General features: G+C 68.5%; 8 protein-coding genes. 5 read left to right on the forward strand and 3 right to left on the reverse strand.

What is annotated here, in order from left to right:
* The first annotated feature begins 52 nt into the window (after nt 1–52).
* From ACIBO8_RS02365 to ACIBO8_RS02375, 3 genes are all read left to right on the forward strand, one after another.
* Nucleotides 53–4,483 carry a polymorphic toxin-type HINT domain-containing protein gene (locus ACIBO8_RS02365; RefSeq protein WP_396113282.1) on the forward strand — a complete coding sequence of 1,477 codons (4,431 nt, stop codon included), beginning with the start codon at nt 53–55 and terminating at the stop codon, nt 4,481–4,483.
* Nucleotides 4,484–4,485: 2 nt separating this feature from the next.
* Nucleotides 4,486–5,130, forward strand: a complete 645-nt coding sequence (locus ACIBO8_RS02370; protein WP_396113283.1) for a DUF6193 family natural product biosynthesis protein — start codon at nt 4,486–4,488, stop codon at nt 5,128–5,130.
* A 356-nt stretch (nt 5,131–5,486) separates the two neighbouring features.
* The gene (locus ACIBO8_RS02375; RefSeq protein WP_396113284.1) at nt 5,487–7,418 is read left to right on the forward strand and encodes a hypothetical protein; all 1,932 of its coding nucleotides are present in this window, start codon (nt 5,487–5,489) and stop codon (nt 7,416–7,418) included.
* A gap of 341 nt (nt 7,419–7,759) precedes the next feature.
* Here ACIBO8_RS02375 and ACIBO8_RS02380 read toward each other — a convergent pair whose 3' ends face one another.
* From ACIBO8_RS02380 to ACIBO8_RS02390, 3 genes are all read right to left on the reverse strand, one after another.
* On the reverse strand, nt 7,760–8,689 hold the full coding sequence (locus ACIBO8_RS02380) for a phosphotransferase family protein (protein WP_396113285.1): 930 nt from the start codon (nt 8,687–8,689) through the stop codon (nt 7,760–7,762).
* Between the two features lie 550 nt (nt 8,690–9,239).
* Entirely contained in the window at nt 9,240–12,251 is a 3,012-nt protein-coding gene (gene fxsT / locus ACIBO8_RS02385; protein WP_396113286.1) for an FxSxx-COOH system tetratricopeptide repeat protein, read from the reverse strand.
* Nucleotides 12,248–12,559, reverse strand: a complete 312-nt coding sequence (locus tag ACIBO8_RS02390; protein ID WP_396113287.1) for a hypothetical protein — start codon at nt 12,557–12,559, stop codon at nt 12,248–12,250. The genes fxsT and ACIBO8_RS02390 overlap by 4 nt, the downstream gene beginning before the upstream one ends.
* Nucleotides 12,560–12,622: 63 nt before the next feature.
* Between ACIBO8_RS02390 and ACIBO8_RS02395 the strand changes: the two genes are divergently transcribed.
* Both ACIBO8_RS02395 and ACIBO8_RS02400 read left to right on the forward strand, forming a co-directional pair.
* Nucleotides 12,623–13,081: a hypothetical protein gene (locus tag ACIBO8_RS02395; RefSeq protein WP_396113288.1), complete on the forward strand. Its 459-nt coding sequence runs from the start codon at nt 12,623–12,625 to the stop codon at nt 13,079–13,081.
* Nucleotides 13,082–13,193: 112 nt separating this feature from the next.
* Nucleotides 13,194–13,769, forward strand: coding sequence for a hypothetical protein (locus ACIBO8_RS02400; RefSeq protein WP_396113904.1), 576 nt, complete (start codon nt 13,194–13,196; stop codon nt 13,767–13,769).
* Nucleotides 13,770–13,918 lie beyond the last annotated feature (149 nt).

The raw sequence follows: 13,918 nt of genomic DNA on the forward strand, positions 1-13,918 counted from the left end.
CGAGCCGGCTCGACACTTCTCGGCTCGAAAAACGGAAAACACGGGGGAATACATGACGCTCGCACGTATCGGCGCGGCGATCGCCGGTCTGCTGGTAGTCACTCTGCTGCCACAGTCGGCCAATGCCGCTGTCCCTGTGGCGCCGAAGGCCGCGGCATCGACGACCATGACGCCGCAACAGTGGATCGAGCGTGAACGGGCGACCGAGGCGGCGCAGGAGCGGTCGCTGCTCGCCGAAGGACCGATCGACGACGCCGAGCTCAACCGGATGCTGATCCAGGACCTCGCCGACTACGACGAGGACACCGAGGTACGTGCGGCCGCGGCCACGGTGCTGCAGACGAACGACGCGGCCGAGTTCACCGCCTTCCTCGACCGGGCGTTGCCGGTGTACCGGGCTGCGGCGGACGAGCGCAGGAAGCGGATCGCCGCCGCCAACCGGTCCATCGTGCAGAACTGGGCGGAGACCGGCGGACCGATCGTGCGGCAGCGTGCGGCGGCGGCACTCGCCACCAAGGACGACAAGAAGATCGCCGATTTCGTCGCGATCGGCCACGAAGCAGCGGTGGCAGCGGACAACCAGGACGAGATCAACGCGGCCGAGCAGGCCAAGACGATCAAGGCGCGCGTCGAGCAGATCATCGCCTCCGGCGGCTACGAGGTAAAGTCCGCCGGACAGGCCGCCCTGGACACCGAGGATCCGGCGACCATCGCCGCCTTCTACAAGACGGGTTACGCCGCGGCGGCCGCCCGGGACAGCGCCGCGCAGCAGCAGATCGAGGCGGCGCTGAAGGCCCGCACCAAGGCCGTCACCGACCTGACCGATCTGGCGACCCGTGCCACCCAGGCGGCGAACGCCCGTACCACCATCATCACGGAGAGCGTGACCGCGACCCAGTCCCTGACGGTCGCGGCCAACTCGATGGGTCTGGTCAACAAGTACGCCAAACAGGCCGACGCGATCTACACGAGCGACCTGCCGATCCGTAAGGCAGGCGGTAAGACGCACACCGCCGATCTGACCAAGCTGCGCTCGCAGGCCTGCGCCGAAGCAGCCACGACGAGTCGCAACGCGGGCCAGGTTGCCGCGCACACCGGGGTCGCGCAGAGTGCCGCCGCCACGCTCGTCAAGACCGGCCTTACGCATGGGGTCGACTGGGCCGAGGTGATGGGCGCCCAGAGCGATGCCGCCGCGGCAGCGACCCTGGCCGCCGAAACCGCGTGCCACGCCGCCGAGGCGACCGAGGCCGCCGGCAAGGCGCTGGACGCCGACCACAACGCCACCGTCAGCGCGAACAACGCGGTCAAGTACCGCCAGGCCGCCGAGCGGGAGGCTGCCGCCGCGACCAAGCTCGCCGACCAGGCCGAGAAGCTCGCGGCCGCCGCGCAGGCCGCCGAGGCCGATGCGCACAAGCAGCGGCTGCGCGCCGAGCAGGACGCTAAGGACGCCGGAGCCCACGCCGACGACGCGCACGACCATTACGTCCAGGCGAAGGCCCAGCGTGACACTGCCCGGCGGCAGACGGCGATCGCGATCGCGCAGCAGGCGGCCGCCTACGACGCGGCCCGGCGGGCGGTCGCCCAACAGAACATCGCGGGAAGCAAGGGAGCTACCGCCAAGGCGGCGGCCGATGAGGTCACTGCCGGGATCAAGCGGTTCGACGGGCTCGTCACCGACTCGAAGAACGCGTCTCTCCGTGCACAGCAGGCGATGAACGAGCGCAATGCCAAGGAAGTGAGCTACGCGGCGTACCAGCAGGACGCGATCGCCAAGAAGGGCACCGCCGAGGGCGACCGCGCCGCGCAGCAGGCAGCGATCATCGAAGCTCAATTGCCGGCGGCCCGCGCCGCAGCGGACAAGGCACAGGCCGCCGCGAACAGCGCCGCGGACGCGGCGGACGCCGCCGCGACCGCCTCCCAGCGCGCCGGTGCCGCCGCCGCAGCTGCTCGCGCGGAGGCTGAGGCGGCCGCCGCCGCCGCGGCCGCTGCACGCCGGGATGCCGCCGACGCGGCAGCGGCGGCCGGCCAGGCGATCGCCGACGCGCAGCGCGCCAACGAATCGGCCCGGCAATCGGTCAATGTCGCCCGCCAGGCGATCAACCGCGCCGTGGCCGCGAAGGCCGATGCCGAGCTGACCGGGTCCGCCGCGGACTCGGCTCTACGCGAGGCCGGAATCGCGTCGTTCCAGAGCAGGGTGGCCGGACGGGCCGCGATCAACGCCCGGGCCGCGGCGACTGCGATCGCCGACCCCGCCGCCAGCGCGCTGACGGTCGCCGAAGAGTACGCCGACACGGACAACGACGCGGCGATGACTGTCGACGTCGCCAACAACGCGATCCTGATCGGTGCCGAGCAGGGCGCCGCGGCCGAACGCCACGCGGCTGACGCGCAGGCCGCCGCGGTGCATGCTGCGGAGCAGGCTCTCCGGGCCCAGCAGCAGGTCAAGCCGGCGTACGCGGCGGCCCAGAAGGCCGCCGAGGAAGCGGCTCGGGCGCTGCGAGCCAGCAAGGTCGCGATCGCCGCCGCGCGGGGCGCGGTTGCCGAGGCGAAGGCGACCGTGGAGGCCGCGACGGACGCATCGGACGCGGCCCAGCAGGCGGCCGGGTACTCCAACGCGGCCGAGAGGATGGCGGTCGACGCCGGCCACGATGCCGCGATAGCGCGGCAGGCAGCCGGCGCCGCGCGCGGCTACTCGAACCAGGCGAAGACGGCGGCCGACAACGCCAGCAAGATCGCCAAGCAGATCGCGGCGGCGTCGATATCCGCCAACAATTTCGCCAACGCGATGAAGGCGTCGGCCGCTGCGATGGCCAAGATCGCCAAGGACACCCACGCGGCGGTCAAGCAGGTCGCCGACGTGGCCGCGGCGGAGAAGCGGGCCCGGCAGACAGCCTGGATGAAGGAATGGAACGACGAGCACAAGGCCGAGATCGAAGCCTCGGACTACCCGGACTGGTACAAGAAGTTCGTCGAGGGTGAGACCGAAACCATCACCGGAATTGTCGGCGGGCTGTGGATGACCGGGCTGTGCGTCTTCGGGAAGCCTGGCAACAATCCCGGCGACACGCCCGACTCGGAGGAAGCCTGCGACATGCTCAAGGAGGGCATGACGCAGCTCGTCGAAAATCCCGGATCCCTGATTCACCTGGACGAATGGCGCAACGGCGAGTACGCCAAGGCGCTCGGCATGACCGTCATCGACCTCCTGACACTCGACATCCCCAAGATCGGCAAGATTGCCGCGGGCGTGGACGTGCTCAAGGAAGGACTGGTCTCGGGCCTCAGCAAGCTGATCTCCGGTGAGCTGCTGGCGGGTATCAAGAAGCTCGGTACCGACACGATGGAGGCGGCGCTCAACAAGCTCGGCGCGCTCAAGGTGGCCAAGCTGCTGGAGCTCGACGTCGACCTGCCGAAGAAGCTGACTTTCAGTCCGGCCGAACTGAGCGCGCTGAAGCTCTCGATCGACATCAACGGCTTCCCGGCCGTCGAGAGCGCCCTGCGCGGGCTGGCAGACGGCAAGACCATCCTCGAAGGTCTCGAGAACTTGCTGAAGAGGTGCTCGGCGGACAGCTTCGCTCCGGAAACCCGCGTGCTCCTGGCCGACGGTACGACCGAGCCGATCGCGGACATCGAGGTGGGCGAGGAGGTGCTCGCCACGGATCCCGAGACCGGGGCGACCAGCGCCGAGCCGGTCACCGAGCTTCACCGCAATCTGGACACCGATTTCGCCGACGTCACGGTCGGCGCGAGCGGCGGCGATCAGGTCGTGCGGACGACCCAGCACCATCCGTTCTGGAGTGCCACCACGCGGAGCTGGATCGACGCCGGTGATCTGGGGTCCGGCGAAACGTTGCTCGGACGCGGTGGACCGGCGACGGTGAAGGCTGTCGACAAGTACACCGGCAGCCGCATCATGCACAACCTCACGGTCGCGTCCGTGCACACCTTCTATGTGGTCGCCGGCGCCGACGCGATCCTCGTCCACAACTGCACTCCGACCCTTCCCCGCCATGCGGACACATGCGAGTGTGACAACGGCAGAGGTCCCATCACCGGGGTTTCGCCCAAGGCCGGAGATCTCGTAGTCCTGGGTGTCAAGGAAGTGGGAGATCCGCTCGCCGACGAACTCGGCGGCATGACTTTCAACGGGAACGTTTACGGGTTCTACCACGACACTGCCCTGCCGCAATGGGTGCGAGAGGTGAAAAACGCCATCCGCAACCCGGAGATCGAATTGGCGGTGGACCTGGGCAGGCTCGAGACCGAGAAGGGGATGAAGCCCATCGACATCTACCGGGCCGCGGCCGAGCGCGGCAAGGTGGGCTGGGTGAACGGTCGCGGAACGGACTGGGAGATGCGCCAGATTGAGATGGCGGCCGAAAGCGACGAGGGGCTGGCCGGCCGGATACGCTGGTTCTACTACGGCGAGGACGTTACGGCCAAGATGGCCGGCTTGAGCCTCGCGCTACCGGGGGTGCGCTAGGTATGGCAGACCTTGCCACGGTGCTGAATGCGCAATTGGACGCGGATTCGCCGTGCCGCTTCATGACGGATCGACCCGGGCAAGACGATTCGACGGCGATAATGACTCTCGAGGACCGGGCCGTGGCCGTGCATGTGACTGCGGACGGAGACTATCTCTGCGAATTCTGGCGGAAAGACCGAAATCAGGCGCGCGGCACGACGGCAGACGCTTCTTCCGTCGTGGATGCTTCGTGCTTGTGGGTGGAAGGAGTGGGCTTGAGCCGGCTGTCCGCCGCTCATCCCTTCGTCGAGTACTTCGATCTCGAGCTTGCTTATGAACGAGGAGAAGCCGTCGAGTATCAGTGGCGGGTCGTTCTCCGGGAGGTCGAGGACGACTTCCATGGATATGGCGAGCTGGTGGCCTTGGCTGCCGAGGAGCCTGTGCTGAGGCGGCGCTTTCCTCGGTTGGGCCATCGCTTCGTATTGTTCGAGAACGCGGACAGCAAGGACCCGCTGTTCTCCATCTTCATGATCCGGCCGGAATGGTACGCGACATATACGCCGGACGGCAGCGCGTTCGACTTCGAAGGTACTGCGCGTGAGGCGGTTGCCATGATGACCCAGGCGATCCGCACTCGCGGCGCCGACCACGGCAAGTTGCCGTGATCAGCCGGTTCGCGTCCCCCAGCTGTCCATGGCCGAAGGTCACTTCCCCGGGGATGCCTCGGACAGCACGCTCTGCCCCGGAAGGCGGAGTGCGCCCGCGGTCGGATGACCACTTCGTCGCACTTTGCTCGGGAGCCTGCGCACACCCGCCACGAACATATGCCTGAGATCTTCTCGGCACCTCTTGATGTCAGCTGAACGTGTCCTAGGAGAGCTCACGAATGCCTTCACGAAAATCTGCAGTCGGCCTGCTGGCCGCCGGCGTCGTCACCACGCTGGTGGCGTCAGGAACCGGTCAACCGGCTCAGGCGGCGGCCGCACCCGTCAGAGCTTCGTTCGCCACCGCCGCCTCTGCCATGCCAGCCGATGCCGCCACCAACCGCGCTACCGATGAGGAGAAGGTCAAGGCGGCCGGGGCGATCGGCGTCAACCCGGGCATGGACATGCTGGTGTTGGACGACCAGGCGTTCGTGCTGGCGTTGTGGCGCCAGGCCAAGAAGGACTCTTTCGTGCAGGCCGAGGCGCTGCGCGCGTACGACACCGATGACGCCGACGCGGCGTACGAGTTCATCACCAGCGGAGTCTTCACCGCCGCCGGTGACGATGCTCGGGCTGAGATCGCGGAGGCGCAGGCGCAGGCGCTGCGCCGTTCCGTGGCGGTCATCGTCAAGCTCGACCCCTCGGACACCAAGCTGATCGAGCAGAGTGACCGGGACTTCATCTTCAGCGTCTTCCAGAAGGTTCCCCAGGGTAAGCACGTGTGGACCGCGGCCAAGGCTGCGATCGCGGACGGCACTGATCAGGACGACTGGTCGGCGTTCCTGCACACCGCTGCGGCGGCGGCGGCCGAGCAGGACCTGCAGGATGCGATCAGGGAGGCGACCGAGGCGGACGCCGCCAAGCTGCGCGCCGAGCAACTGGCCCAGGCCAAGAGGTCGCTGTTGCAACTGTTGTTGCTCCCGGTCGGCGAAGAACTGGTCAACGCCCCGAACCGCCAGTTCGTGCTGCACGTACACGACAACGCCAAAGGCACGGAGGTGAAGCTCGCCTCGCAGGTCGCGCTGAACGCACCGGACGCCGACCTGGACCAGGCGCTCAAGGATTTCATCTTCGTCGGAGGCGCCGCCGCGAACACCCGCGACGAAGCAGCCGCCGCGGCCAAGGAACTCGCCGGCTACCGCGCCAAGATCACGGCGATTCGGGACGCTGCTCGCCGGGAGGGTTACCAGCCGAACCTCGTGGCTGCCGCGGAGAAGGCCTTGGCCGCCAACACGCTGCTCGCGTCGCAGACGTTCCTGCTCAAGGGCCAGGAGGAAGCACGCGCGCTCGACAAGGTCGCCCGTGAGCGGCAGTCACGGCCGGCATCGTTCGTCTCCGGTAACCAGCAGCACGTGTTCGCCCGTGGTGCGGACGGCAAGCTTCACCATTGGAAATGGGTCCCCGGCCAGGGCCGCGGCTACGAGAACTGGGGCGGCGACCTTGCCGGCAACCCCGTCGCGTTCGTCTTCGGTGCCCAGCAGCACGTCCTCGGCCGAGGCAAGGACGGCAAGCTCAACCACTGGGTATGGGAATCCGGCAAGGCTGTGCGCCGCGAAACGTGGGCCGGCACCGTCAGCGGTGATCCGACCGGCTACGCCACTGACGACGCGCAGCACGTGTACGCCCGCGGCACCGACGGCAAGCTGCACCACTGGAGCTGGACCCGCGGAACAGGCTTCGCCCACGACATCATCGGCGAAGGCATCGCCGGCGATCCCACCAGCTACGTGATCGGCACTCAGCATCACATCTGGGCCCGAGGCACCGACGGCAAGCTCACCCACTGGGTGTGGCAACCGGGCAAGGACACCCGCCGCGAGACCTGGGACGGTGCCGTCACCGGTGACCCCGTCGGCTTCCTCTACGGCGACCAGCAGCACATCTTCAGCCGCGGCGCCGAGGGCCAGGTGCACGACCTGCAGCACTGGACATGGACCACGGGCACCGGTCGTGGCCACGAGAACTGGGGCGGGAGCCTGGACGGGGACCCCACCGGGTACGCCACCAGCGACGGCCAACACGTGTACGCCCGCGGCACCGACGGCAAGCTGCACCACTGGAGCTGGGTACGAGGCACCGGCCGGAGTCACAACGTGATCGGCGACGGTATTACCGGCAACCCGACCAGCTACGTGATCGGCACCCAGCACCACATCTGGGCCCGAGGCACCGACGGCAAGCTCACCCACTGGGTGTGGGAGCCGGGCAAGGACACCCGCCGCGAGATTTGGGATGGCGCGACCATGTAGGCCTTCCTCCGCAGCGTTGAAGGCCCAGTCCGGCGGATCGGTCGGTCTGGGCCTTCGGTGTTGGAGGTGGCGCACAGCACCATCGGCAACGCCGAGTCCGGTCGCATCCTGCCCGGCGGAGAGGTCGTCCACGGCATCACAAAGGCATACGGTCTGTGCGGGGGTTCGAGTTCGAGACCCGGCTGGCCGTAGGGCGGCGTCTTGGACGAAGGGCGATGCTCAGATCGGCGGCGAAAGCCTGACCCGGCGAGATGCCGTTCCCGAGGATGGTGGTGGGCGTCCGGTGTGGGACGCCATGGCCGTACACGCGGGCCTGCAGGGCGACAAGAACCGCCGAAACGTCACTGCCAGTTGAGCAGCGCTTCGAGCTGGGGGAGTCGGCAGAACAGTTCGGGAAGGCCGCGCAGTCCGTTGCGTACGGACTCGTGCGACAGCGCCAGATCAGGGCCCGTGCGCGCCTCGACACCGGCGAGGCAGCGGAGGATGTTCCACCTGGTGTGGCCCAGCCAGCCGCTGATCACGTACGCGAACCAGCTCCGACCCGGCGGCGGCAGCACTCCGCCTCCTGCGACGTAACCGTCGAGGACCGAACGGAAGATGGCGGGCCGGATGTCGTCGAAGCCGGGTCCCTTGGCGAGGCTCAACGCTGTCGAGCCGAGCTCACCGGACAGGTCCAGCATCCCCGAGAGCTCCCAGTCGAGCACCACCGGCCGGCCCTCTCGAGCGAGCAGATTCCACGGTTGGATGTCCTTGTGGGTCAGCACGACGGGGCCCGGTCGCTCGCAAATGTCGACGAAGCGGGCAATTGCCAGCAACGTATCGACCTGGGAGGTGAGTTCGCCGGCCCAGGGCTGTCCGGTCGCTGTCGCCCGCGCGGCGAGTCCGGGCCAGTCCCGTGGTGTCGGGTCCTCGATCGGGACGTGGGTCCACGAGACGTCGAGGGCGTGGAGGCGCGCCAGGATCTCACCGATCTCGAACGCGTACGCCGGTGACACGGGTGCCTCGGGGATCTTCTCGCCTTCGACCCACCGGTGGACCAGCGTACGGTCGCCGACCGCGATGGGCTCGGGCATCGGAATGCCGGCGGCGAAAGCCGCCCGCTCGAACCTGAACACGTCATCGGCGCGGTAGGTCCAGCGGCGGTCGAGGAGGTTCAATTCCTTGACTGCGAAGGAGCCCTGGTCGGTGTCGAGGCGGTACATCCGATTGGCGAACCCGCCGTGGACACGGACCATCGGACCCACCGGCGTGCCGAGATGGGAAAGGTCCATCTCACACAAGTTAGGGCCGGCGGTTCGTCGACGCACCCGCATTACCGGGGGTGTGGCCCAAGGGGACGGTGCCTTGTAGCCGCTGCTGTCCACCGCGGCTTCGGGTGCCCATGTCCGCAATCTGGAAGCTGATGGCACGTGGGCTGGATACCTTGGGGCATACCTCACCACTGAAGATGCCGCTGACGTCGTCCGCCTCGCCGCCAATGACCCACACTCGGGACACGTCCCGTGGAAAGACCTCCCGGATCTGCCTGATGACGGTGCCGCGCAGGCCGCCAAGCTGTTCCCCGTATGGTGCGCGTCTGTTGCGGGTAGCTCAACGAACGGATGGCGGCGCGCGAGCAGTCGATGCGTCATGGCGGGAAGCCCGAATCCGGCGCGCGCTGCTCGACGGTCTGACTCAGCGTGGGGAGAAGGCGCTGGACCGGACTCGTACGAACTTCGAAGCCCTGGTTACCCGGTACGCGGGTTGGCTGGGGCCCTCAGACCCACGTGGTCGATCGATATCAGGACGTCCGTCATGCGCCGCTTGGAGGTATCCGGCTGTTTATGACTCCGACAGATCCGGCGGGCGGAATTGCTGTCGAAGTTGGCTGGCCTTGGCGTGTTGGCCGAGTGCGTCCAGGTCGATGGCGAGGTTGCTGGCCGAGTTCAGGGTGCTGGGGTGGTCGTCGCCGAGGATCCGCCGCCGGCGGGCGAGGGTGTCCTCGTCCAGTTCGCGGGCCTGCTCGTGTTCCCCCATCGCGGCCAGGTCGACCGCGAGGTTGTTGGCCGAGCGGAGGGTGTCGGGGTGGTCGTCGCCGAGGATCCGCCGCCGGCGGGCGAGGGTGTCCTCGTCCAACTCGCGGGCCCGCTCGTGTTCCCCCACCCTGCGCAGGTCGATGGCGAGGTTGTTGGCCGACGTGAGGGTGTCGGGGTGGTCGTCGCCGAGGACCCGCCGCTTGCGGGCGAGGGTGTCCTCGTCCAGTTCGCGGGCCCGCTCGTGTTCCCCCACCCTGCGCAGGTCGGCAGCGAAGTTGTTCGCCGACGTGAGGGTGTCGGGGTGGTCGTCGCCGAGGACCCGCCGCCGGCGGGCGAGGGTGTCCTCGTCCAGTTCGCGGGCCCGCTCGTGTTCCCCCATCGCGGCCAGGTCGATGGCGAGGTTGTTGGCCGAGCGGAGGGTGTCGGGGTGGTCGTTGCCGAGGACCCGCTGGTAGCGGGCGAGGGTGTCCTCGTCCAGTTCGCGGGCCCGCTCGTGTTCTCCCACCCTGCGCAGGTCGATGGCGAGGTTGTTGGCCGAGTTCAGGGTGCGGGGGTGGTCGTCGCCGAGGATCCGCCGCCGGCGGGCGAGGGTGTCCTCGTCCAGTTCGCGGGCCTGCTCGTGTTCCCCCACCCTGCGCAGGTCGGCAGCGAAGTTGTTGGCCGAGTTGAGGGTGTCGGGGTGGTCGTCGCCGAGGACCCGCCGTTTGCGGGCGAGGGTGTCCTCGTCCAGTTCGCGGGCCTGCTCGTGTTCCCCCACCCTGCGCATGTCCTCGGCAAGATTGTTCGCCGAGCTGAGGGTGTCGGGGTGGTCGTCGCCGAGGACCCGCCGCCGGCGGGCGAGGGTGTCCTCGTCCAGTTCGCGGGCCCGCTCGTGTTCCCCCACCCTGCGCAGGTCGTCGGCGAGGTTGTTGGCCGAGGTCAGGGTGTTGGGGTGGTCGTCGCCGAGGACCTTCCGGCGGGTGAGGGTGTCTTCGTCGAGCTGGCGGGCCTGCTGGTAGTGGCCGAGCTGCCGGTGAATCTCGGCGAGAGTGGTGGCGGCGGCGAGGGTGCTGGACTCGTCGGGGCCGTGCCGTTGGGTCCAGGCCTGGTACAGGCGTTCGGCGAGGGGCAAGGCGGTGCGGGCGTCGCCGCGGGCGGCCAGGTGCCACACCGATCGTTGGGCGGTCCAACGCAGGTCCGGGTTGCTGGTGGCGGCCGGGTCGGCGGCCAGGATGTGCGGTAGCAGCGCGGTCCATCGCGGCCACCATTGCGGGTGGGTGCCGTCGTCGGGCGAGGCGGCGACCAGCAGCTGCTCGATGGTGCTGTGGTCGGTCTCGGGGGTGGGGTCGGTGTCGCGCAGGATGGCTTGTACCAGCCGGTGCAGCACCGGGCCGGTGTCGGTGAGCCGGGCGAGCCCGTATCGGGCGAGCTGGGCGAGGGTCCGGCCGACGACGACCGGTCTGCCCGCCATGCCGGCCAGGGATTCTGGGAGCAGGCCGGGCCGGACGGTGAACAGGTCGGCCGGAATGGGTTCAGGCCCCAGCCATGCGCACAGGTAGAGCAGCTGCCCGGCCGCCGGGTCGGCGGTGCGCAGCCGCTCGGCGGTCAGGGTGACGGTGGCCGCCAACACGGCCGGATAGCCGGCCGGAGGCCCTCCCGTACGCATCAGCTCGGCGGCGTGCTCGCCGAGCTCCGCCAAGTAGCTGTCGACATCGAGGCGGGTTTCGCCGAGCAGCTCCGCGGCCTGCCCGACCGCGAGCGGCAGGTCCCCCAGCGCCTCGGCGAGCCGGTCCGCATCGCCCTGGTCCAGGTGGGGCAGGTGGGTGTGGAGCAGGGCGATGGATTCGTTGCGGGTGAACACGTCCACGTCCACCGCAGTGGCGACGCCGGCCCAGTTCGGGTTACGGCTGGTGATCAGCAGATGGCCCGGCCCATCCGGCAGCCATGGCGCGAGATGGTCGCGTTCCTCGGCGTTGTCGAAGACCAGCAACCACCGCGACACTCTTCGCAGGTGATCGTGCAGCGCCTCGACCGCGTCCGGCGTGGCCGTGCCGGCCGGGACCAGGCGCAGCTTCTGCGCCAGAGTGGCGAGGTGGTCGCCGATCAACTCGCTCTGCTCGGCGGGGATCCACCACACCAGGTCGTACTCCCCGGCGAAGCGGTGGGCGTACTCGAGGGCGAGCTGCGTCTTGCCCACCCCACCCATGCCGTGCAATGCCTGCACCGCCACCCGGCTGCCGCCGGAAAGGGTGTCGTGCAACCGGTTCAGCATGCCGTCACGGCCGGTGAACCCCGGGTTGCGGCGGGGCAGGTTCCACACCGCGGGCAGCGACCCGGGCGGCCGCGGCCCCGCAGCCCCAGCCGTGGCCACGGGCTGTCCGGGGTACGCCGGCGGTCCCGCCAAGAGGGCCGCGGCCGGTGGGGGGTCGAGCACGTGACGTACCGCCTCAACCAGCACGGTGACCGCCTCGTCCGGGGGCAGGCCGAACACGTCCGGCACGATGATCGGCGACCACAAGCCGCCGTGCAGGTCCACACGGTCGACCCGCAGCGGGATCAGCTTCGCGTCCGGATCCTTGCGGCGCTGCGCCAGCCGCGTGGTCCATTCATCGGTGGTGTACCGCTCCGGGTCCAGGTAGGCGGCCGACAGAAGCACCAGCATCGGAATGCCGCGGTGCAATGCCTCGTGCATGGCCTGCATGAAGTTGGTTCCCGGCGCCCAGTCGATCGTGTCCAACTCGGTCCGGTATCCGGCCGCCTCCAGATGCCAGCGGGCCCACTGCGCCCACGCCCGATCCCGACCCGCGTGCGAGATGAAGATCCGGGACGCATCGCTCACAGCATCCACAATGCACCAGCCGCTATCCGGACGACGACCACCGAACGGGGGATCTCCATAGCTGCCGTCTCCAGCCAGGCCTGAGACCCGACGGGCCTCCGGGCTGCTTCGATGTCACGGGATGCGATCCGCGAGATCGCCAGCTCGGCGTGCGAACCGGCTTCGTCGCCGAATGCCCATGCCGGGTCGGTGCGGTCGGCGTAGGCGGCGACGGCGCGGGTGGACAACGCGACTGCGTTGTCAGCCTGGGCAGGTAGCCAAGCGAGCGCGTCCGCTGCGGAATACGGCGTCCGGATCTCCGACCACATCGACCCCAGCGTCGACCCGGACGGCGCTACCGCACCCGGGAATGGCAAGGGCCCCTGAGGGACGTGGATCCCGGCGCACCGGCGGCGTCACGCCGTGGTGGGGCAGCCTTGTACTCATACTCGGACCAGGAGCGCAACAAGGTCTTCGTTCGGTACGGCAACTCGGCTATCGGCTACCACCATTTCGCCTCCAAGCACAATCTGCGCAACAGAGTCGTTTTCGAGCACCTGATGGCCACCAAGCCTAAGAGGGAGGTCGGCGCCCGGCTCGAGTACGAGATCCTCGCCGCAGACCCCAACGACGGCGACATCTTCGAGAGGATTCTCATCGTCTCGCAGCAGGCGACCAGGACCGACGACAACATGTGGCAGACCCCGGACGGCGGCTACATCGGCGTGATCACCGCCTGCTGCAAGGGCAAGACGAAGTGCCCGGAGTTCGTCAATAGGCTCAGAAGCTACGACCGAACAACACGACACCGAGGATGTAACGACTGTGGATCGCGAGAACCATCTCCATGAGCAACTGTTAGGGATCGTTGGCCCTCTGGTGATGGCGCCTTGCGGGCCCCGACCTGCAGACGTGGTACGCCTCGGCGGAGTCGTCCGCGCCGGTGGCAACCGGACTCGGATCGTGCTGCTGGCCGGCGCGCAAGCGCCGGCCAAGGTCGCCGTCGAGTTCCATCTCACCGGCGACGACGGCGCGGAACTCGACGTCCACGCGGCGGTGGATTGGGTACGGACACTTTCGTACGCGGACCTGGCCGCTGCGGCCGGGGATTGCGACAGCCACGGCAACGTGGTCGTCGCAGCCGAGACGCTCGGACTCTCCGCGAGCCATCGCGCCACCGAGTACGACATCAACTACTTCTCGATGCTCCGGCAGCTGCTGTACGGCGGCGGCGCACTGTGGTTCGAAGACATCTTCACGCTCCACGGCTACCTGCTGACCGGACCCGGCCGCCACCGGCTCTACATCAACAACTCCAAAACCGGCACGATCACCGGTATCGACCTCCCCCTGACCCAGGCCGACGGAACAATCTGGCCGGGACAAGGCGGATCCTTCCCTGTGGAGCTTCCCTCCCTGGTTCGCGACGATGAGCTGCACCACCAGACGAAGATCAACGCCATCGACGACTACTGCTCGACCGTCTACGACATGAGCGACTGGGTCATGCCCGCCCCGGCCCCCGAGCCTGAGTTCTGACACGGAGCAGGTTCCTAGAGGCGTGGTGCCGCTGGTGGTACGCGAGCCGGCTGACGTCGATGTTGTGTCTACTGACCCGCCGTAGCTCGGCAGTGTCGGTGTGGGTGTTGTGCCGTCCCAAACCACGCCGTAGGCGTCAACGTAGATGG

The sequence above is a fragment of the Actinoplanes sp. NPDC049681 genome, assembly GCF_044465265.1.
Classification (GTDB): domain Bacteria; phylum Actinomycetota; class Actinomycetes; order Mycobacteriales; family Micromonosporaceae; genus Actinoplanes.

What these genes read in the sequence shown, in the direction of transcription:
- ACIBO8_RS02390 (WP_396113287.1), bottom strand. Translation starts at nt 12,559, where the DNA reads ATGTGGTCGGAGATCCGGACGCCGTATTCCGCAGCGGACGCGCTCGCT.
- ACIBO8_RS02365 (WP_396113282.1), top strand. Translation starts at nt 53, where the DNA reads ATGACGCTCGCACGTATCGGCGCGGCGATCGCCGGTCTGCTGGTAGTC.
- ACIBO8_RS02380 (WP_396113285.1), bottom strand. Translation starts at nt 8,689, where the DNA reads ATGGACCTTTCCCATCTCGGCACGCCGGTGGGTCCGATGGTCCGTGTC.
- ACIBO8_RS02370 (WP_396113283.1), top strand. Translation starts at nt 4,486, where the DNA reads ATGGCAGACCTTGCCACGGTGCTGAATGCGCAATTGGACGCGGATTCG.
- ACIBO8_RS02375 (WP_396113284.1), top strand. Translation starts at nt 5,487, where the DNA reads ATGCCAGCCGATGCCGCCACCAACCGCGCTACCGATGAGGAGAAGGTC.